At 72.5% G+C, this 23,325-nt stretch carries 2 protein-coding genes and 2 pseudogenes; all 4 read left to right on the top strand.

Annotated elements, in window-relative coordinates; genetic code table 11:
- Positions 1-91: 91 nt before the first annotated feature.
- Positions 92-2,842: pseudogene (locus tag ACIQWR_RS31385) on the top strand (type I polyketide synthase); the annotation flags it as partial.
- A 30-nt stretch (positions 2,843-2,872) separates the two neighbouring features.
- Positions 2,873-3,703, top strand: a pseudogene (locus ACIQWR_RS31380) (polyketide synthase dehydratase domain-containing protein); the annotation flags it as partial.
- Positions 3,704-3,805: 102 nt separating this feature from the next.
- Positions 3,806-16,576 carry a type I polyketide synthase gene (locus ACIQWR_RS31375; RefSeq protein WP_404016683.1) on the top strand — a complete coding sequence of 4,257 codons (12,771 nt, stop codon included), beginning with the start codon at positions 3,806-3,808 and terminating at the stop codon, positions 16,574-16,576.
- Positions 16,577-16,626: 50 nt separating this feature from the next.
- Positions 16,627-23,298, top strand: coding sequence for an SDR family NAD(P)-dependent oxidoreductase (locus ACIQWR_RS31370; protein ID WP_404016680.1), 6,672 nt, complete (start codon positions 16,627-16,629; stop codon positions 23,296-23,298).
- The last annotated feature ends 27 nt before the right edge of the window (positions 23,299-23,325 follow it).

The raw sequence follows: 23,325 nt of genomic DNA, 5'->3' as shown, positions 1-23,325 counted from the left end.
GGAACACGCCTGCCGACCCTGTTAGTGCCGCTAAGGAATGGACCCGCCGCGCATGCCGAATGAAGAGAAGCTCTTCGACTACCTCAAGCGCGTGACCGCCGAGCTGAAGGAGACGAAGTCGCGGCTGAAGGCCGTGGAGTCGGCCGGCAGCGAGCCGGTGGCGATCGTCGGGATGAGCTGCCACCTTCCCGGCGGTGTCGACTCTCCCGAGGACCTGTGGCGGCTGCTCTCCGAGGGCGGCGACGCCATCACGGGCCTGCCCGACGACCGCGGCTGGGATCCCGCCTCGCTGATCGACGTGACCGGCGAGCGCCCCCGCTCCTCGTACGTGGCCGAGGGCGGATTCCTGCACGACGCGGGTGAGTTCGACGCCGGCTTCTTCGGGATATCCCCGCGCGAGGCCCTGGCCATGGACCCGCAGCAGCGGCTGCTCCTGGAGACCTCCTGGGAGCTGTTCGAGCGCTCCGGCATCGACCCCACCACGCTCCGTGGCAGCGACACCGGTGTCTTCGTGGGCTCCAGCTTCCACGGGTACGGCGACCCGACCACCGCCCCCGAAGAGGCGCTGGGCTATCTGCTCACCGGCCGCGCCGACAGCGTCATCTCCGGCCGGATCTCCTACACCCTGGGCCTCGAAGGCCCGGCACTCACCGTCGACACGGCGTGCTCGTCGTCGCTGGTGGCGCTGCACCTGGCGATCAACGCGCTGCAGCTCGGCGAGTGCTCGATGGCGCTCGCGGGCGGCGTGATGATCATGTCGACGCCCGAGGTCTTCGTGGGGCTCAGCCGGCAGCAGGGGCTGGCGCGGGACGGTCGCTGCAAGGCGTTCGCCGCCTCCGCCGACGGTATGAGCGCGGCCGAGGGTGTGGGCCTGCTGCTGGTGGAGCGGCTCTCGGACGCGCGCCGCAACGGCCACCAGGTCCTTGCCGTGATCCGTGGATCGGCGGTCAACCAGGACGGCGCGTCCAACGGTCTGACCGCGCCCAATGGCCCCGCGCAGCAGCGGGTGATCCGGCAGGCCCTGGAGAGCGCCGGGCTCGTTCCCGCGCAGGTGGACGTGGTCGAGGCGCACGGCACGGGTACGAAGCTGGGCGACCCCATCGAGGCGGATGCGCTGCTCGCGACGTACGGCCAGGACCGGCCCGAGGACCGGCCGCTGCTGCTCGGCTCGCTGAAGTCCAACATCGGTCACACACAGGCTGCCGCGGGTGTGGCGAGTGTGATCAAGATGGTCGAGGCGATGCGGCACGGCGTGGTGCCCAAGACGCTGCACGTCGATGAGCCCACGCCGCACGTGGACTGGACCGCCGGCGCCGTGGAGCTGGTGACCGAAGAGCGTCCGTGGCCCGAGACGGGCCGCGCACGCCGTGCGGGTGTGTCGTCGTTCGGTGTGAGCGGGACGAACGCGCACATCATCATCGAGCAGGCCCCGGCCGAGGAGCCCCCCGGAGCCGGAGCCGGAGCCGAGTCCGGTCCGGCCGGCCTCGTCTCCCGCGGTGGTGTCGTGCCGTGGGTGCTCTCGGGCAGGTCGGCGGCCGGGCTGCGCGGGCAGGCGGAGCGGCTGCGCCCGTTCGTGGCCTCCTCCGAGGCCTCGATCGCCGACCTGGGCTGGTCGCTGGCATCTTCGCGGGCGGCACTCGGGCACCGGGCCGTGTTGCTCGGCGCGGACCAGGAGGAACTGCTCACCGCCCTGCGGGCCCTGGAAGAGGGCGAACCGGCGGCAGGCGTGGTCACGGGTGTGGCGTCGGAAGGCGCTTCGGACGTGGTGTTCGTCTTCCCGGGCCAGGGTTCGCAGTGGGCCGGGATGGCGGTCGGGCTGCTGGATTCCTCGCCGGTGTTCGCGGAGCGGTTCGGTGCGTGTGCGGCTGCTCTGGCGCCGTATGTGGACTGGGTTCCGGTGGATGTCCTGCGGGAGCGTGAGGGTGCGCCGTCGTTGGATCGGGTGGATGTGGTCCAGCCGATGTTGTGGGCGGTGATGGTGTCGCTCGCGGCGGTGTGGCGTGCGTCGGGTGTCCAGCCCGCTGCTGTAATCGGGCATTCGCAGGGTGAGTTGGCGGCTGCTGTGGTGGCGGGGGTGCTGTCGGTCGAGGACGGTGCGCGGATCGTCGCGTTACGCAGCCAGTTGATCGGGCGGGACCTGGCCGGCCAGGGCGGCATGGTGTCGGTGCCGGTCGGTGAGGGTGCTGCGCTGGAGTTGATCGAGCGCTGGGCGGGTCGGATCAGCGTTGCCACGATCAATGGTCCGCGGTCCACGGTGGTGGCCGGTGAGGCCGCAGCGCTGGACGAGCTGATGGCCGTATGCGAGCGGGATGAGATACGGGCCCGTCGCATTCCGGTGGATTACGGGTCGCACACCCCGCAGGTGGAGCAGTTGAGGGAAGCGCTGCTGGAGCTGGCCGCTCCGGTGGCGCCGCGTGCGGGTGACGTACCCATGTACTCGACCGTGACGGGTGAGCTCCTCGGGGACGGTGCGGCTGATGCGGAGTACTGGTACCGCAATCTGAGGCAGCCGGTGCGGTTCCTCGACACGGTGGGGGAGCTGATCGCTGCGGGTCACACCACCTTCGTCGAGGTCAGTCCGCATCCGGTGCTGACGTCTTCGGTGGAGGAGACCGGTGAGGCCGCGGGCGTGGAGGTGCACGGGGTAGGCACGTTGCGGCGCGAGGAGGGCGGTGTCCGGCGCTTCCTCACTTCGCTGGCGGAGTTGTGGGTGCGGGGTGTGGAGCCGGAGTGGCAGGGTGTGTTCGCCGGCAGTGGTGCATCCCGGGTCGGGCTGCCCACATATGCCTTCCAACGCCAGCACTACTGGCTGGACGGTGCGGCCGGTACCACCGAGGTCTCCGGGGCCGGTCTTTCCTCGCTCGGTCACCCGCTGCTGGCTGCCGGTATCACGCTCGCGAACGGCGAGGGCCACCTCTTCACGGGCCGAATATCCCTGCACACGCATTCCTGGCTCGCCGGTCACGCGGTGCTGGGCCGGGTCCTGGTGCCCGGGGCCGCCATGCTCGAACTGATGCTGCGGGCGGGCGAGAGCGTTGGCTGTGAAATCCTCGACGAGCTCGTTCTGCAGGCCCCGCTGGTCGTACCGGCCGGCGACGCCGGGGTCGACATCCAGGTCGCCGTCGATTCCCCCGACGAGCAGGGCCGGCGCGCTGCGCGGTTGCACTCCCGGGCGGTGCGGCCGGGCCAGGAGGACGATGGCGCGGAGTGGGTCTGCCACGCCGAGGGGCTGCTGATCGCGGCGCCCGCCGCACTCGCCGAAGAGCAGGCCGCGGCCGACACCGCCTGGCCGCCCGCGGGCGCGGAGGCCGTGGACATCGACGGGTTCTACGACCGCCTGGCGGCCACCGGGTACGGCTACGGTCCGATCTTCCAGGGCATACGGGCGGTGTGGCGGCGCGGCGAGGAGTTGTTCGCCGATGTCGTACTGCCAGAGGGCGCAGAGCGGGACGCCGGACGGTTCGGGGTGCACCCCGCGCTGGTCGACGCCGCGCTCCAGACGGGTCTGGTGACGTTGCTGGAGGACGGCGGCGAGCGGATGATGCCGTTCTCCGCTGCCGGGGTCCGCCTCCACGCGACCGGTGCCACCGCGGCACGGGTCCGGCTGACGCCGACGGGCGCTGACTCGATCGCGGTGCGGCTGACCGACGGCACCGGCCTTCCGGTGCTCACCATCGACACGCTCACCTCGCGCCCGCTCACCGCTGACACGCTCTCCGGGCAGGGCGTTGATTCGCTGTATGAAATCAACTGGGCTTTGTTGCCCGGTAGTTCCGGTGACCTTGTTGCTGTTCCCGCTGCCGCCGTGGTCCTGGGCGATGGTCTGGCGGAGCTCGGGCTGCCGTGTTACGAGGACCTCGCCGCGCTCGCCGAGAGCGTCCGTCGCGGCGGCGCCGTGCCCACGACCGTGTTCCTGCCCTGCCTGCGGGATGCGGCCGGGGACACCCCCACCGCCGTCCGCGCGCTGCTGGCCTCCGGGCTCGCCACCGTGCAGGAGTGGCTCGGTCTCGCGGAGCTGGAAGGGGCGCGCCTCGCGGTGGTGACCCGCGCAGGCGCTGTCGTGGCACCTGGCGAGCGGCCCGAACCCGGGCAGGCCGCGGTGCAGGGCCTGATCCGCACCGCGTCCTCCGAGAATCCGGGCCGTTTCCTGCTGGTCGACCTGGACGGGGCCCCGGAGTCCGCGGCGGCCCTGCCCGCCGCGGTCGCCGATGCGGTGGCCGCTGACGAGTCCGCCCTCGCGCTGCGTTCCGGAGCGGTGTTCGTGCCCCGGCTCGGCCGGGTCTCCACCACCGGCGCCGGCACTCTGGCCCTGCCCGACGCGGACGCCTGGGGGGTGGAACTCGAAACTGGTGGCACCCTGGACGGGCTGCGTCTGGTGGCCGCCCCGCGCGCCGCCGAGCCCCTCGGAGCCGGTGAGGTGCGGGTCGCCGTACGTGCCACCGGGGTCAACTTCCGTGACGTACTCGTGGCGTTGGGCGTCGTCGCAAAAATGGCTGGGCTGTCGAGTGCTGAGGGCGCCGACGCTGACCCCGAAACCGAGGCGTTGTTCGGTAGTGAGGGTGCGGGGGTGGTGACCGAGGTGGGTCCGGGTGTTTCCGGGTTCGCGGAGGGTGATCGGGTGATGGGTCTGCTGTCGGGTTCGTATGCCGGTCCTTCGGCGGTGGCCGACAGCCGGATGATCGTTGCGATGCCTGCTGGTTGGTCGTTCGCTCGGGCGGCGTCGGTGCCTGTGACGTTTTTGACCGCCTACTACGCGTTGGTCGACCTCGCTGGGTTGCGTGAGGGCGAGTCGTTGTTGGTGCACGCGGCGGCCGGTGGCGTGGGGATGGCGGCTGTTCAGCTGGCCAGGCATCTCGGGGCCGAGGTGTATGCGACGGCGAGCGAGGCCAAGTGGGCCACGGTTCGTGAGTCCGGTGTCGCTGCCGAGCGGTTGGCTTCCTCGCGGAGTGTGGAGTTCGCGGACCGGTTCCTGGAGCAGAGCGGGGGTCGGGGTGTTGATGTCGTTCTCAACAGTTTGGCCCGGGAGTTCGTGGACGCTTCGCTGCGGTTGCTTCCGCAGGGCGGTCGGTTCCTAGAGATGGGCAAGACCGACATCCGTGATGCCGAGGAGGTGACCGCCGCCCACGAAGGTGTGCGCTACCGGGCTTTCGATCTGGGTGAGGCGGGTGCCGATCGGCTGGGTGAGATGCTCGCGCATCTGGCTGAGCTTTTCGCGAGCGGGGAGCTTGCGCCGTTGCCGGTGACCGCGTGGGATACGCGTCAGGCACCGCAGGCCTTCCGGCACATGAGTCAGGCCCGGCATATCGGCAAGGTGGTCCTGACCAATGCGCGGGCCGCGTTGACCGGGACCGTGCTGGTGACCGGTGGTACCGGTGTCATCGGGTCGGCGGTGGCCCGCCACCTCGTTGTCGAGCATGGTGTGCGGGATCTGGTGCTCACCGGCCGTCGTGGCCCGGATGCCCCGGGCGCGGGGGAGTTGGTCGCGGAGCTGACTGCGTTGGGTGCCAGTGTGCGCGTGGAGGCTTGCGATGCCGCGGATCGTGCCGCCCTCGGCACTCTCCTCGACGGTCTCGACGAGCTGTGTGGTGTGGTGCACGCTGCTGGAGCCTTGGATGATGGTGTCGTCTCCGCGTTGACGCCTGAGCGTCTGGATACGGTGCTTCGTCCGAAGTTGGATGCGGCGTGGAACCTGCATGAGCTCACTCGTGACCGGGACCTCGCGTTGTTCGTGCTGTTCTCCTCGGCTGCCGGAGTTTTCGGTTCTCCCGGGCAGGGCGGTTACGCGGCGGCGAACTCCTTCCTGGACGCTCTCGCACAGGAGCGGCGCGCCCAGGGGCTGCCCGCGCACTCTCTGGCGTGGGGGTTGTGGGCGGACCGTAGTGCGATGACGGGTGCGCTGGGCACGGCTGACCTGGACCGTATGCGTAGGGCCGGTATCAGGCCGCTCGCCACCGATGAGGGTCTTGCTCTCTTCGATGCCGCGGTGCGCCTGCCGCACGCGTACACGGTTCCGGTCCGTCTCGACCTGGCCGTGCTGCGCGAGCAGCGGCCTTTGGCGCCGTTGTTCCGTGCTCTGGTGCGCACCACGGTCAAGCGGGCCGCCGCCAACACCCCGGTGGGCAGCGGCGACGGGCTGCGCGAGCGCCTTGCCGCACTCGACCCCGCCGAACGCGACCGCGAGCTGACGGAGTTGGTGCGCGCCCAGGCCGCCCTCGTCCTCGGCCACGGCACCGCCGAGATGGTGGAGGCCGACCGTGCTTTCCGCGATATCGGTTTCGATTCGCTGACCGCTGTCGAGCTGCGCAACCGGATCGGGTCCGCTACTGGACTGCGCTTGTCGGTGACCGCTGTCTTCGACCACCCCACCCCCGTCGCCCTCGCCGCCGAAGTCGCCATCCGGCTCGGCATCGACAGCGACAGCGGGCGGGACCGCGCAACCCCCACCGCCGCACCGGCCACCGTTGCCTCCGACGACGACCCGATCGTCATCATCGGCATGAGCTGCCGTTTCCCCGGCGGCGTCGGCTCGCCCGAAGAGCTGTGGCAGCTGCTCACCGACGAACGCGACGCCATGGGCGACTACCCCACCGACCGCGGCTGGGATGTGGACGCGGTGTTCGACCCGGACCCGGCCCGCGCGGGCAGCTCCTACTCCCGTACCGCCGGTTTCATCGACGGCGTCGCGGACTTCGACGCGGAGTTCTTCGGGATCTCGCCCCGCGAGGCCCTGGCCATGGACCCGCAGCAGCGGCTGCTCCTTGAGGCCACCTGGGAGGCACTGGAGCGGGCCGGCATCGACCCCGGCACCCTGCGCTCCACCCCGACCGGCATCTTCATCGGCGGCGCCGTTTCCGGTTACAGCACCGACCTGTTCACCACGGAGGACGGTCTCGACGGTCACCTCCTCACCGGCAACGCGGCCAGCGTGGCTTCCGGCCGTGTCTCTTACACGTTCGGGTTCGAGGGTCCTGCGGTGACGGTGGACACGGCGTGTTCGTCGTCGCTGGTGGCGCTGCACCAGGCGGTGCAGGCGCTGCGGCAGGGGGAGTGCACCCTGGCCGTGGCCGGCGGCGTCGCCGTCATGCCCACTCCTCGACTCCTCGTCTCCTTCAGCAGGCAGCGTGGACTGTCCCAGGACGGCCGGTGCAAGGCGTTCTCCGGGGACGCGGACGGCACGGGCTTCTCCGAGGGCGTGGGCCTGCTCCTGGTGGAGCGGTTGTCGGACGCGCGGCGCAACGGGCACGAGGTGCTCGCCGTGGTGCGGGGCTCCGCACTCAACCAGGACGGTGCGTCCAACGGCCTGACCGCGCCGAGTGGTCCCGCGCAACAGCGGGTCATCCGCCAGGCGCTCGCCAATGCCGGGCTCACCACTGCCGACGTCGACGCCGTCGAGGCGCACGGCACCGGAACCGCGCTCGGTGACCCGATCGAGGCCCAGGCGCTGCTCGCCACGTACGGCCAGGACCGCCCCGAGGACGAGCCGCTGCTGCTCGGCTCGGTGAAGTCCAACATCGGTCACACCCAGGCCGCCGCCGGTGTCGCGGGTGTCATCAAGATGGTCGAGGCGATGCGGCACGGTGTGGTGCCGAGGACGTTGCATGTGGATGAGCCGACGCCGCATGTGGATTGGGCTTCGGGTGCGGTGGAGTTGGTGACGGAGAGTCGTGCGTGGCCGGAGACGGGGCGTCCGCGTCGGGCGGCGGTTTCCTCGTTCGGTATCAGTGGTACGAACGCGCACGTGGTTCTGGAGCAGGCGCCGGTCGATGATCGGGCTGCCGTCGCGGCTGCTTCTCCTGTGGAGCCGTTGGTGGAGTCCGTCGGTGCGGTCGTGCCCTGGGTGTTGTCCGCGCGTTCCGCTGCCGGGTTGCGCGGGCAGGCCGCGCGGTTGCGGGATTCCGTGGCGGTGGCGGAGGCGTCCGACGCGGACGTGGCCTGGTCGTTGCTCTCGGCGCGATCCGCCATGGAGCACCGCGCCGTCGTGCTCGGCGAGAACCGCGCCGAGTTCCTGGCGGGCCTTGAGGCCCTGGCCGCCGGGGAGCCGGCCGGGAACGTGGTGCGCGACGTCACCGCGGGCGTCCGTCGCTTGGCTCTGGTGTTTTCGGGTCAGGGGTCTCAGCGGGTGGGTATGGGGCGTGAGTTGGTGGCTTTGCCGGTGTTCGGTGAGGTGTTCGAGGAGGTGTGTGGTGCTTTTGATGGGTTGTTGGAGGTGCCGTTGCGTGAGGTGTTGTGGGCTGAGGAGGGTTCGTCGGTTGCGGGTCTGATCGATGAGACGGTGTATACGCAGTCGGGTTTGTTTGCTTTTGAGGTGGCGTTGTTCCGGTTGTTGGAGCGGTGTGGGGTGCGGCCCGATGTGGTGATGGGTCATTCGGTGGGTGAGTTGGTTGCGGCGTATGTGGCGGGTGTGTGGTCGCTTGAGGATGCGGTGCGGGTGGTGGCTGCGCGTGGGCGTTTGATGCAGGGGTTGCCGGTGGGTGGGGTGATGGTGTCGTTGGAGGCGTCGGAGGAGCAGGCGTTGGGGTGGATCGCTGGGGCTGGTGTGGGTGATCTGGTGTCGGTGGGTGCGGTGAACGGGCCGTCGTCGGTGGTGGTGTCGGGTGCTGAGGTGGCTGTGGGGAGGGTGGAGGAGTCGGCGCGGGCTGCCGGGTGCCGGACCCGGCGGTTGCGGGTGAGTCAGGCGTTCCATTCGCCTTTGGTGGAGCCGGTATTGGAGGAGTTCGCGGCGGTACTGCGCACTGTGTCGTTCAGTGAACCGGAGCTGGCCGTGGTGTCGAACGTGACCGGCGTGCTCGCGGAGGCGGGTGAGTTGGCTTCGGTCGAGTATTGGGTGCGGCATGCTCGGGAGGCCGTGCGGTTCGGTGATGGTGTGGAGTGCTTGGTGGGTCGGGGTGTGACCGACTTCGTCGAGGTGGGTCCTGAGGCGGTGCTGTCGGGGCTGGTGCAGGGTCGTGGTGAGGGTGTGGTCGCGATTCCTTCGGTGCGGGTGGGGCAGGGGGAGTTGGCCTCGTTCGTGCAGGGTCTGGCGCGGTTGCATGCGCGGGGCACCGCCATCTCGTGGCCGGTGCTGCGGCCCGGTCGCCGGGTCGCGTTGCCGACGTACGCCTTCGACCGACAGCGCTACTGGCCCCGGCGCTCCGCACCGGCCGGTGTGGACGCGGCCATCGGGTCCGTGGGCCTCGAAACCACGGGACACCCGCTGCTCGGTGCCAGGGTCGGCCTGGCCGATGGCGACGGCGTGCTCCTCACCGGCAGGCTCTCGCTTTCGGAGCTGCCCTGGCTGGCCGACCACGCGGTGCTCGGCACCGTGCTCTTCCCCGGCGCGGGCTTCGTCGAGATGGCGCTGCGGGCCGGCGACGAAGTCGGCTGCGCCGGTGTCGAGGAACTCACGCTGCACGCCCCGCTGGTGCTTCCCGAAGGTGTCACCGCGCGGGTCCAGCTGACGGCGGGCGACGCGGACGAGGAAGGCCGGCGCTCCTTCGCGGTGTACGCGAGGACCGGTGACGCCGGAGTCTGGGTCACCCACGCCACCGGTGTGCTGTCCCCGGCCCAGGCGGCACCGGGGCCGCTCCCCGCATCCCTGGCATGGCCGCCGGAGGGCGCCGTACCCGCCCAGGTGGACGGCCTCTACGACACGATGAGGGAGGGTGGCTTCGCCTACGGCCCGAGCTTCCAGGGGCTCACGGCGGCATGGCGCCGCGGCTCCGAGGTGTTCGCCGAGGTGCGGCTGCCCGAGGGCGGCGACGCGGGTGACGCGGGCGACTTCTGCCTGCACCCCGCGCTGCTCGACGCGGCCTTGCACGGCGTGTCCCTGCTGGAGGGCTCCGGCGACAGCGAGTCGCCGCGCGGCCTGCCGTTCGCCTGGGAAGGCGTGCGCCTGTACGCCACGGGTGCGGCCGCCGTACGGGTCCGTCTCGCCCCGGCGGGTACCGGCGGTGTGACGGTCACCATGACCGACGGCGCCGGGCAGCTGCTGGCCTCCGTCGACAAACTCGTCCTGCGCCCGGTCGCCGACGGCCAACTGCGCGCAGCGCGTCGTCACAACGACTGGCTGCACCAGCCCGGTTGGGTCGAGCTGCCCCCGGTGGCGGGCGACACCGCCCGGCCCCGGTGGGCCGTCATCGGCGACGACGCCGCCGTTCTCGTCCGCGCCGCGGACGTCGACAGCGAGGTGTACGGGAATCTCGCGGACCTCGTCGAGGCGATCGATGCGGGAACCGCCGTCCCGGAGACCGTCGTCGTCGCCTGCCCCGACTCCTCGGCCGACGTACCGGAGGCCACGAAGGCTGCCACCGTCTGGGCACTGGAGACGGCGCAGGCCTGGCTCGACGACGACAGGTTCGCCCCGTCCCGCCTGGTGTTGCTCACCCGCGACGCGGCGACCCTCGCGGCGGTCACCGACGGACAGGGACCGGACCCGGCGCACGCCGCGGCCCGCGGTCTGCTGCGCTCGGCCCAGTCCGAACACCCGGACCGCATGGTGCAGTTCGACCTTCCGGCCGATTCCGCCGATGACGCGGCGGCACTCCTGGTACCGGGCTTGCGGACCGCCCTCGCAGCGGGCGAACCCGAACTAGTGCTTCGCGAAGACGCGTTGTGGGCACCCCGACTGACCCGCGTGGTTCCGGCCGCCCCCGCCGAGCAGACCGAGGGCGAGAAGCCGCCGGTCTGGGACCCGAACAGGACCGTCCTCATCACCGGCGGCACCGGTGTCCTCGGCAGTGCCGTGGCCCGTCACCTGGCGGGCGAGCACGGCGTACGCCATCTGCTGCTGCTCGGCCGCCAGGGCCAGCAGGCCGCGGGTGCGCAGGAGCTGGTGGCCGAACTCGCCGCACTCGGCGCCGAGACCACGGTCGCCGCCTGCGACGCGGCGGACCGGGACAGCCTGGCCGCCGTCCTCGGGGCCATCCCTGCCGGCCGGCCACTGCGCGGCGTGGTGCACTGCGCGGGCGTCGTGGACGACGGGGTCGTCTCCTCGCTGAGCCCCGAGCGGGTCGACACCGTGCTGCGGCCCAAGTCGCAGGCCGCCTGGAACCTGCACGAACTCACCTCGGACCTGGACTTCTTCGTCCTGTTCTCCTCCGCGGCCGGCATTCTCGGCGCGGTCGGCCAGGCCAACTACGCCGCGGCCAACACCTTCCTCGACGCCCTGGCCCAGCACCGAAGGGCCCAGGGGCTCAGCGCGCACGCGCTGGCCTGGGGCCTGTGGGAGCAGCGCAGCACCATGTCGGGCGTCATGAGTGAGCAGGACCTCGCCCGCGCCTCCCGCGGCGGCATGTCGGCGCTGTCCGTCGAGGACGGCCTCACGCTGTTCGACGCGGCGCTCGCCGCGGACGAACCGGTGCTCGTCCCGATGGCGTTCGACCCGGCCGCCGCCCGTGGCGAGGCCGCCGGAATCCCCCCGGTGATGCGCGGCCTCGTCCGCGCCACCACTCGGCGGGCCGCGGGCGCCGAACCCACCGGCGGGCTCCGCGAGCGGCTGCGCGCACTGTCCGCCGCCGCGCGTGAAGAGGCGCTGCTGCAACTGGTGCTGCGGCACGTCACCGCCGCACTCGGCTACGCGCCCGACAGCGACCTGGACTCCGAGCGGGCCTTCTCCGAGCTCGGATTCGACTCGCTCACCGCGGTGGACCTGCGCAACCAGCTGGCCACGGCCACCGGGGTGCGGTTGCCCGCCACCCTCGTCTTCGACTACCCGACGCCGGTGGCGCTCGCCCGCCACCTGCGCGCCGAACTCATCGGCGACGAGGCGGACGCGGCGGCCCCGGCCCTCGTGGCGCCGGTGGTGTCGGGCGAGGACGACCTGATCGCCATCATCGGCATGAGCTGCCGCTACCCCGGTGGCGTCCGCACACCCGAGGAGCTGTGGCAGCTGGTCGCCGAGGGCAGGGACGGGGTCACGCCGTTCCCGGAGGACCGAGGCTGGAACGTGCGCGAGCTCGTCGACCGGGACGGCCGGCGCGCGGGCACCAGCTATGTCGGCGAGGGCGGATTCCTGCACGACGCCGCCGATTTCGACCCCGAGTTCTTCGGGATCTCGCCGCGCGAGGCGCTCGCCATGGACCCGCAGCAGCGGCTCCTCCTGGAGACCACCTGGGAGGCGTTCGAGTACGCGCACATCGACCCCGCGGCCGTGCGCGGCAGCAGGGTCGGCGTGTTCGCCGGTCTCATGTACCACGATTACGCCGCCCGGCTGCACTCCGTCCCCGAGGAGCTCGCGGGCTTCCTCGGCAACGGCAACACCGGCAGCATCGCGACCGGCCGCATCTCCTACACGTTCGGGTTCGAGGGTCCCGCGGTGACGGTGGACACGGCGTGTTCGTCGTCGCTGGTGGCGCTGCACCAGGCGGTGCAGGCGCTGCGGCAGGGCGAGTGCACCCTGGCCGTGGCCGGCGGCGTCGCCGTCATGGCGACCCCGGACTCCTTCGTCGAGTTCAGCCGCCAGCAGGGCCTGGCGCCCGACGGCCGCTGCAAGTCCTTCGCGGCCGGCGCCGACGGCACCACCTGGTCGGAGGGCGTGGGTCTGCTCCTGGTGGAGCGGTTGTCGGACGCGCGGCGCAACGGGCACGAGGTGCTCGCCGTGGTGCGGGGCTCCGCGGTGAACCAGGACGGCGCGTCCAACGGCCTGACCGCGCCCAACGGCCCCTCGCAGCAGCGGGTGATCCGGCAGGCGCTGGCCAGTGCGGGCATGACGGCTGCCGAGGTCGACGTCGTCGAGGCGCACGGCACCGGTACCACGCTCGGTGACCCGATCGAGGCCCAGGCGGTCCTCGCGACCTACGGCCAGGACCGTGCCGGCGAACAGCCGCTCCTGATGGGCTCGTTGAAGTCGAACTTCGGTCACACGCAGGCAGCCGCGGGTGTCGGCGGGATCATCAAGATGGTGCTCGCCCTGCGGCACGGTGTGGTGCCGAAGACGTTGCACGTGGATGAGCCGACGCCGCATGTGGATTGGGCGTCGGGTGCGGTGGAGTTGGTGATGGAGAGTCGTGCGTGGCCGGAGACGGGGCGTCCGCGTCGGGCGGCGGTTTCCTCGTTCGGTATCAGTGGTACGAACGCGCACGTGGTCCTGGAGCAGGCGCCGGTCGATGATCGGATTGCCGTCGCGGCTGCTTCTGCCGTGGAGCCGTTGGTTGAGTCCGTGGGTGCGGTCGTGCCCTGGGTGTTGTCCGCGCGTTCCGCTGCCGGGTTGCGTGGGCAGGCCGCGCGGTTGCGGGATTCCGTGGCGGTGGCGGAGGCGTCCGACGCGGACGTGGCCTGGTCGCTGCTGTCCGCACGGTCCGCCATGGAGCACCGCGCCGTGGTCACGGGCCACACCCGCCAGGACCTCCTGCGCGGCCTCGACGCCGTCATCTCCGGCGAGCACGATCCGCACACCGTCCTGGACCGCGCGAAGTCGGGTCGATCCCTGGCTCTGGTGTTTTCGGGTCAGGGGTCTCAGCGGGTGGGTATGGGGCGTGAGTTGGTGGCTTTGCCGGTGTTCGGTGAGGTGTTCGAGGAGGTGTGTGGTGCTTTTGATGGGTTGTTGGAGGTGCCGTTGCGTGAGGTGTTGTGGGCTGAGGAGGGTTCGGCGGTTGCGGGTCTGATCGATGAGACGGTGTATACGCAGTCGGGTTTGTTTGCTTTTGAGGTGGCGTTGTTCCGGTTGTTGGAGCGGTGTGGGGTGCGGCCTGATGTGGTGATGGGTCATTCGGTGGGTGAGTTGGTTGCGGCGTATGTGGCGGGTGTGTGGTCGCTTGAGGATGCGGTGCGGGTGGTGGCTGCGCGTGGGCGTTTGATGCAGGGGTTGCCGGTGGGTGGGGTGATGGTGTCGTTGGAGGCGTCGGAGGAGCAGGCGTTGGGGTGGATCGCTGGGGCTGGTGTGGGTGATCTGGTGTCGGTGGGTGCGGTGAATGGGCCTTCTTCGGTGGTTGTTTCGGGTGCTGAGGTGGCTGTGGGGAGGGTGGAGGAGTTGGCGCGGGCTGCCGGGTGCCGGACTCGGCGGTTGCGGGTGAGTCAGGCGTTCCATTCGCCTTTGGTGGAGCCGGTGTTGGAGGAGTTCGCGGCGGTGTTGCGCGAGTTGTCGTTCAGTGAGCCGAGTGTGGCTGTGGTGTCGAACGTGACGGGTGTGCTCGCGGAGGTGGGTGAGTTGGCTTCGGTCGAGTATTGGGTGCGGCATGCTCGGGAGGCCGTGCGGTTCGGTGATGGTGTGGAGTGCTTGGTGGGTCGGGGTGTGACCGACTTCGTCGAGGTGGGTCCTGAGGCGGTCCTCTCCGGTCTGGTGCAGGGTCGTGGTGAGGGTGTGGTCGCGATTCCTTCGGTGCGGGTGGGGCAGGGGGAGTTGGCCTCGTTCGTCCAGGGTCTGGCGCGGTTGCATGCGCGGGGCACCGCCATCTCGTGGCCGGTGTTGCGTCCCGGACGCCGGGTCGCGTTGCCCACGTACGCCTTCAACCGACAGCGCTACTGGCTCGACGCCCCCGCCGCCACCGGTGAGGAGCACACCTCCGAGCTCGACCAGGCCTTCTGGTCCGCGGTGGAGGGCGAGGACATCGAGGTCCTGGCCCGCACCCTGGGCGTCGACGAGGGGGAGCGGCAGGCCCCGCTGCGGGAGATCCTGCCGGTCCTCGCCGACTGGCGCCGCAGGTCCAAGGAGCGCTCCGACCTCGGCGCGCTCTGCTACGACGTGCACTGGCGCTCCCTCGCCGAACCGGCCGCACAACCGACCGGCACCTGGCTGAAGATCACCGCGGGTGGCGCGGCAGCCGCAGCGTGTGTGGCGACGCTGGAGCGGCAGGGCCTCGATGTCCTGACCGTGGACGTCTCCGCCGACCTGGAGGGCGCCACGGACCCCGACGCCCTCGCCGCGCGGCTCCGTGCCGTGGTCGCGGACACACCCGTGCGCGGAGTGCTGTCCCTCCTCGCGCTTGCGGAGGGTCAGGGCGACGCCTGGCTGCTGGCCGCCACCCACGCGCTGGTGCGCGCCCTGGGTGAGGCGGACGTGCTGGCCCCCCTGTGGTGCGTCACGCGGGGCGCCGTCGCCGTCGCCGCCGAGGAGACCAGGCCGGGCCAGGCGCAGGTGTGGGGCCTCGGCCGCGTGGCCGCGCTGGAGCACCCGGACCGCTGGGGCGGTCTCATCGACCTGCCCGAGGAGTTCGGGGCACGGGACACCGCACGGCTGGGCGCCGTCCTGGCCGGGACCACCGGCGAGGACCAGGTGGCGCTGCGCGTCGGCGGGATCCTCGCCCGCCGACTGCGGCGCGCCCCCCTCGCGGTCACGGTGGACAGCGCGGGCTGGACCCCGCGCGGCACGGCCCTGGTCACCGGCGGTACCGGCGCCCTGGGCGCCCACGTGGCCCGCTGGCTGGCCCGCTCCGGCGTGGAACACCTGGTGCTGACCAGCCGCAGGGGCCGCCGGGCTCCCGGGGCCGCGGCCCTGGAAGCCGAACTGATCGGCCTGGGAGCCACGGTGACCATCGCCGCGTGCGACGTCGCCGACCGGGGCGCGCTGGACGCACTGCTCGGCGAGCTCACCGCCGATGGAGTGCGCGTCACGTCGGTGCTGCACACCGCGGGCGTCTCCCAGTCCAGCCGCATCGACGGGACACCGGCGCAGGAGGTGACCGCCATCAGCGCGGGCAAGGTCGACGGCGCACGCCACCTCGACGAAGCCTTCGCCGACACCGAGCTGGACGCGTTCGTGCTCTTCGCCTCCACGGCCGGCGTCTGGGGCGGCGCGGGACAGGGCGCCTACGGAGCCGCCAACGCCTACCTCGACGCGCTCGCCGAACGGCGCAGGGCGCGCGGCGCCGTCGCCACCTCGGTGGCGTGGGGGCCGTGGAGCGAGGGCGGCATGGCGGCCCAGGGCGACGCCGAGGCGCAACTGCGCCGACGCGGCGTGCGGGCGCTCGTACCCGACACCGCGCTGGACCTGCTCCGGCACGCCATCGACCAGCGGGTGACCTGCCTGACGGTGGCCGACGTCGAGTGGGAGAAGTTCGCCCTGTCGTACACCTCGACGAGGCCCAGCACCCTGCTGTCCGACCTTCCCGAGGCCGTGCGTGCGCAGGCACCCGCCGAGCCCGTCGAGGACGGCGCCGCCGAGCTCGTCCGTCGCCTTTCCGGGCTCTCCGGCGCCGAGCGGCAACAGGCCCTGACCGAGCTGGTGCGCACCCATGCGGCGGTCGTGCTCGGACACACGGGGATCGCGGGGATCGAGGCGGACAAGCCGTTCCGCGACGTGGGCTTCGACTCGCTCGCGGCGGTCGAGTTCCGCAACCGGCTGACCGGGGCCACCGGGCTCGCCGTGTCGGCCACCGCGATCTTCGACTATCCCACCCCGGCCGAACTCGCGGAGCACCTGCGCTCCCAGCTGGGCGAGGGCGAACTGTCGGAGAAGTCCGTGCTCGCCGAGATCGACCGTCTTGAGGGAAGGCTCGCCGCGGTCGCGGCCCAGGCCGCCCCCTCGCCGGACGTCCTGGCCAGGCTGACGGCCCTGGCGGAGCGCTGGTCCTCGGCCGCGCCCCGCGAGGCGGCGGCCGAGCACTTGCGGACCGCGTCGCGCGACGAGGTCTTCGACTTCATCGAGAACGAGCTGGGCCTGTGAACCACAGCAGCCCGGGAGACACGAACGGGTCGGCGCACGACGGCCGGCCCCTGAGCACCAACGAGCCGGCGCACCCCGGTAGAACCGCGCGCACGAACGGCGAGCGGCAAGGCCTCATGCGGCGAGACACACGAATGGGATCCACCATGGATGAGGACAAGACTCTCGACTACCTCAAGCGGGTCAGCGCCGACCTGCACAAGGTCCGCGGCCGACTGCGCGAGGTCGAGGACGCCGAGCGGGAGCCGATCGCCATCGTGGGGATGGGCTGCCGGTTCCCCGGCGGCGTAGCCTCCCCCGAGCAGCTGTGGCAGCTGGTGCTCCAAGGGGCCGACGGGGTCGGCGAGTTCCCCACGGACCGCGGCTGGGACCTGGCCGCGCTCTTCGAGGGCGGCCCCGGTCAGGAGGCGGGATCGGCCACCCGCGCCGCCGCGTTCCTGCACGACGCCCCTGACTTCGACGCGGACTTCTTCGGGATCTCGCCGCGCGAGGCCCTGGCCATGGACCCGCAGCAGCGCCTCCTCCTGGAGACCTCCTGGGAGGCCATCGAGCGGGCCGGGATCGACTCCAGGGCGCTGCGCGGCAGCAGGACGGGCGTGTTCGTCGGCACCAACGGCCAGGACTACGCCACCTTGATGCTCGGCAACAACCAGCCCGAGCTGGCCGGCTTCATGGGCATCGGCAACGCCGCGAGCGTCGCCTCCGGCCGCATCGCCTATACCTTCGGCTTCGAGGGCCCGGCGCTCACCGTCGACACGGCCTGCTCGTCCTCCCTGGTCGCGCTGCACCTGGCCGCGCACGCACTGCGCAAGGGCGAGTGCACGATGGCCCTCGCGGGCGGCGTGACGATCATGTCGACGCCCAGCATGTTCACCGAGTTCACCAAGCAGCAGGGCCTCGCCTCCGACGGCCGCGTCAAGGCCTTCGCGGCCGGGGCCGACGGCACCGCCTGGGGCGAGGGCGTCGGCGTGCTGCTCGTCGAACGGCTCTCGGACGCGCTCCGCAACGGCCACCGCGTCCTCGCCGTGCTGCGCGGCTCCGCCGTCAACCAGGACGGCGCGTCCAACGGATTGACCGCGCCCAACGGTCCCGCGCAGCAGCGCGTCATCCGCCAGGCGCTCGGCAACGCCCGGCTGGCGGCCGCCGAGGTCGACGTCGTCGAGGCGCACGGTACCGGTACCACGCTCGGCGACCCGATCGAGGCCCAGGCGCTGCTCGCCACGTACGGCCAGGACCGCCCCGAAGGCCGCCCGCTGCTGCTCGGTTCCGTGAAGTCCAACATCGGCCACACGGCGGCCGCCGCGGGCGTGGCCGGCGTCATCAAGACCGTGCTCGCCCTCCAGCGCGGCGTCGTGCCGCCGACCCTGAACGTGGACGCGCCCACCCCGCACGTCGACTGGACAACGGGCGACGTCCGCCTCGTCACCGAGATCACCGACTGGCCGAGTACCGGGCAGCCGCGCCGCGCGGGCATCTCCGCCTTCGGCGTGAGCGGCACCAACGCCCACGTGATCCTGGAGCAGTTCGACCACGAGGCAGCCGAGACGGTCGAGACCGTCGAGGTCGGCGGGGCCGGTTCGGCCGCCTTACCCTCCGAGGCCCCCGCGCCGCTCGCCGCGCACGGCGACACCGTGCCGTGGGTCGTCTCGGGCCACACCCCCGGCGCCCTGCGTGAACAGGCCTCCCGGCTGAGCGAGTTCGCCGCGGACACCGCCGCGGACATCCTCGGCACCGGCCGCTCGCTCGCCCTGCACCGCACCGCGCTGCGCCACCGTGCCGTCATCCTGTCGGGGGAGCGGGACGGGCTGCTCGCCGGTCTCGATGCCGTCGCCGGGCAGGAGACCTCCGCGCACGTCACGACGGGCGAGGCCGCCTCGTCCGACGCGAAGGTGGTGTTCGTCTTCCCCGGCCAGGGTTCCCAGTGGGCGGGCATGGCCATCGACCTCATGGCCGCGTCCCCGGTGTTCGCCGAGGCCATGCGCGAGTGCGCCGACGCGCTGGCCCAGCACCTCGACTGGGACCCGGTCGCACTGCTGCGCAGCGGCGAGAAGCTGGAGCGCGACGACGTCGTCCAGCCCGTGCTGTGGTCCGTCATGGTCTCCCTCGCCCGGCTGTGGCGCTCCCTGGGCGTCGTGCCCGCCGCCGTCGTCGGCCACTCGCAGGGCGAGATCGCCGCCGCCTGCGCGGCCGGTGCGCTGTCGCTGGCGGACGGTGCCCGCCTCGTGGCCCTGCGCAGCCGGGTGTTCAACGAGCACCTGTCGGGCAAGGGCGCCATGTACTCGCTCTCCGCGACGCCCGAGCGGGCCGCCGCGCTCATCGGGGGCCGGGCCGGCGTGTGGATCGCCTCGGTCAACGGCCCCGAGTCCACCGTCGTGGCCGGCGACCTCGACGCGCTCGCCGAGGTGAACGCCGAGGCCGAGGCCGCCGGGCTGCGGCCGCGGAAGGTCGGCATCGAGTACGCGTCCCACACCCCGCACACCGAGCGGGTGCGCGAACAGCTCCTCGACCTCGCCGCGCCGGTCGCCCCGCGCGCCGGGGACACCCCGATGTACTCGACCGTCACCGCCGGGCCCGTGCCCGGCGAGACGCTCGACGCCGAGTACTGGTACCGCAACCTGCGCGAGCCCGTCCGCTTCCACGAGACCATCCAACTGCTCCTGGACGAGGGCAACACCGCCTTCGTGGAGGTCAGCCCGCACCCGGTCCTGCTGACCGCGGTCCAGGACGCGGTCGCGAACCAGCCGGCGGGCGCCCGCGCCGCCACCGTCACCGGCACCCTGCGCAGGAACGACGGCGGCATCCGCAGGCTCCTGACCTCCCTGGCCCAGCTGTGGACCGGCGGCGTCCACGTCGACTGGGACGCCGTGTACGCCACCGATGCCGCCGACGCCACCGGCGTCGTCGACCTGCCCACCTACGCCTTCCAGCGCCGCCGCTACTGGCTCCCCGCGGGTACCGGCGGCGCGGCCGACGTCTCCGGCGCCGGGCTCTCCCTCGTGGGGCACCCGCTGCTGTCCGCGGGCGTCGAGGCCGCCGACGGCGACCGCTACGTACTCACCGGCAGGATCTCCACCCGCACCCATCCCTGGCTCGCCGACCACCAGGTCCTCGGCCGTGTCCTGGTGCCCGGTACCGCTCTGGTCGAACTCGCCCTGCGTGCGGGTGAGTACGCCGGCTGCGACCAGGTCACCGAACTCATCCTGGAGAGTCCGCTGGCCCTGGCCGCCGAAGGACCCGGCGTCGACGTCCAGGTCACCGTCGGCGAGGCCGACCGGACCGGTGCCCGTCAGGTGCGGATCTTCTCCCGCCCCGCCGGCGGCGACGGTGGCGCGCAGGAGTGGACGGGCCACGCCAGTGGCACCCTGACCGCGGAGTCCGCCGCCGCGCCCGTGGCCGAGCCGTCCGCCTGGCCGCCGGCCGACGCCACGCCGGTTCCGGTCGAGGGCCTGTACGAGCGACTGACCGAGTGGGGCTACGCCTACGGCCCCGCCTTCCAGGGGCTGCGCGCCCTGTGGCGGCGCGGCGACGAACTCTTCGCCGAGGTCGCCCTGGACGAGCGGGGCGGCGCGGACGCGGCCCGCTTCGGCGTGCACCCGGCGCTGTTCGACGCGGCCCTGCACAGCCAGATCGCCACCGCCCTCGACCAGGACGGCGACGTCGAGCCGAGGCTGCCGTTCTCCTTCGGCGGGGTACGCCTGCACGCCACCGGAGCCACCGCGGCCCGCGTCCGGCTCACCCCGACCGCCGCCGGCTCCCTCTCCCTGACGATGACCGACTCCGCGGGTCTGCCCGTGCTCACGGTCGACGAGCTCACCTCGCGGCCCGTGGTCGGCGCCGATATCCGCGAACGGCCGCGCGTGGACGGCCTGTTCCGCCTCGACTGGGTCACGTTGCCCGAGGCCCCCGCGCCGTCCGGGCAGAGCCCGGCCGTGCTCGGGAGCGCGGGCGACCTCGCCGCGGGCGCCGGGGGAGCCGTCCGGTTCGCCGACCTCGCCGCGCTCCAGGAGTCCGTACGCACCGGCGGGGAACTGCCCGGCGTGGTGCTGCTGCCCGTGCCCGCGGGAGGCGACGACACCTTGGCCGCCACCCGCGAGGTGACCGGCGCCGTCCTCGACGCGCTGCAGGCCTGGCTCGCCGCCGAGGAGACCGTGGCCGCCACCCTCGCGGTCGTCACCCGTGGCGGAGCCGCCGCCGTGCCCGGCGACGGCATCGACCCGGTGCAGTCCGCGGTCCGCGGCCTGGTGCGCTCGGCCTGCTCCGAGAACCCCGGCAGGATCGTCCAGATCGACCTGGACGGCGACGCCCGCTCGGCCGCCGCCCTGCCCGCCGCCGTCGCCGCCGCCGTGACCGCGGGGGAGACGGAGAGCGTGGTGCGCGCGGGCGCCCCGCTGGTGCCCCGGCTCGTCCGCGTGGTACCGGCCGACACCCTCGTTCCGCCCGCCGACGGCGCGTGGAGCCTCGACGTGGACGGCAGCGGCACCCTCGAAGGACTGCGGCTCGTGTCGTGCCCCCAGGCCGAGGCACCGCTGGCCGACGGCCAGGTGCGCATCGAGGTCCGGGCGACCGGCGTGAACTTCCGCGACGTCCTGCTCGCCCTCGGCGTGGTCGACGTCGCCAAGTCCTTCACCGAGATGGGCTTCGGCTCCGAGGGCGCCGGCTTCGTCGCCGAGGTCGGCCCCGGCGTCACCGGCGTGCGCGTCGGCGACCGCGTCATGGGCCTGTTGCACGGCGCCTACGCGGGACCGCTGGCCGTCACCGACGCCCGCACCGTCGCGCCGATTCCCACCGGATGGTCCTTCGCCCAGGCCGCCGCCGTGCCCACCGTGTTCCTCACGGCCTACTACGCGCTGCAGGACCTCGCCCGCGCCAAGGAGGGCGAGTCGCTGCTGATCCACGCCGCGGCCGGCGGCGTCGGCATGGCCGCCGTCCAGCTCGCACGCCACTGGGGCATCGAGGTGTACGCCACCGCCAGCGAGCCCAAGTGGCCGACCGTGCGCGCCTCCGGCATCCCCGCCGAACGCCTCGCCTCCTCGCGCACCCTGGACTTCGCCGAGACCTTCCGCGCCGCGAGCGGCGGCCGGGGCGTCGACATCGTCCTCAACTGCCTGGCACGGGAGTTCACCGACGCCTCGCTCGACCTCCTGGTCCCCGAGGGCCGGTTCATCGAGATGGGCAAGACCGACATCCGTGAGCCGGAGGCGGTGGGCGCCTCCTGGCCCGGCACCTTCTACCGCTCCTTCGACCTCGGTGAGGCGGGCGCCGAGCGCATCGGCGAGATGCTCACCCACCTCGCGCGGCTCTTCGAGGAGGGCGTGCTCTCCCAGCTGCCGGTGACCACCTGGGACACCCGCCGGGCGCCCGAGGCCTTCCGCTACCTCAGCCAGGCCAAGCACGTCGGCAAGGTCGCCCTCACCGTCCCCACGGCGACCCTGGACGGCACCGTCCTGGTCACCGGCGGCACCGGCTCCATCGGCGCCTCCGTGGCCCGGCACCTGGCCGAGCGGTACGGCGTCACGGACCTGGTGCTCACCAGCCGCCGCGGCCCCGAGGCGCCCGGCGCCGCCGAACTCGTCGCGGAGCTCGCCGAACTGGGCGCCGCGGCCCGCGTCGTGGCCGCGGACGTCGCCGAACGTGCGGACGTCGTACGCCTGCTGGGCGACATCGACGACCTGCGGGGCGTGGTGCATGCCGCGGGCGTCATCGACGACGGAGTGATCACGGCCCTGAACGGCGAGCGGTTCGACACGGTGCTGCGCCCCAAGGCCGATGCCGCTTGGCACCTGCACGAGCTCACCCGCGGCAAGGACCTCGCCCTGTTCGCGTTGTTCTCCTCCGCCTCCGGCGTGTTCGGCGCGCCCGGCCAGGGCAACTACGCCGCGGCCAACGCCTTCCTGGACGGCCTCGCGCACCACCGCCGCCGCCTCGGACTGCCCGCACAGTCCCTGTCCTGGGGGCTGTGGGCGCAGGCCAGCGGGATCACCGGCGAGCTCGACCAGGCCGACCTCGACCGGATGGCACGTACCGGTGTACGCGCCCTGTCCACCGCCGACGGTCTCGCCCTCTTCGACGCCGCCACCGGCGACAACCACACCCACACCGTCCCCGTGCAACTGGACACCTCCAGGTTCACCGGCGACGTCGCGCCCCTGCTGCGCGGTCTGGCCAAGGCCCCCGCCAAGCGGACGGCGTCCGCCGCCGCGGACACCGGGGCGGGCGGCGGGTTCGCCGAGCGACTGGCGCGGCTGTCCCCGAAGGAGTGCGAGGAACTGCTCACCGAGGAGGTGCGCCGGCAGGCCTCGGTGGTCCTCGGCCACGAGGACATCGAGACCGTGGGCGCCGAACGGCCGTTCAAGAACCTCGGCTTCGACTCGCTCACCACCGTCGAGCTGCGCAACCGGCTCAACGCCATCACCGGTCTGCGGCTCTCGGTCACCGTGCTGTTCGACCACCCCACGCCCGCGGCCGTCGCAGCACACCTCAAGCAGCAACTGCTCCCGGAGATCGACCCGGCCGCGCTCGCCGCGAGCCGGCTCACCGCTCTGGAGGCGCTGCTCGACGAGGTCACCGCGGACGACCCGCGGCGCGCGGACCTCACCGTGCGGCTGCGGTCGGTCCTCACGAAGTGGACCGGTCGCGAGGCCGTGAGCGACCCGGTCAGCCTGACCGACGTGAGCGACGCGGAACTGTTCGAGCTGATGGACAACAAGCCATGGTCCAGCTGACCGGCGGGCGGGCCGCCCCGCCGCCAC

This window comes from Streptomyces sp. NPDC098789 (genome assembly GCF_044759975.1).
Taxonomy (GTDB): domain Bacteria; phylum Actinomycetota; class Actinomycetes; order Streptomycetales; family Streptomycetaceae; genus Streptomyces.
Note: the sequence above shows the minus strand (reverse complement) of the source record. Positions and strands in the feature narration are given on the sequence as shown.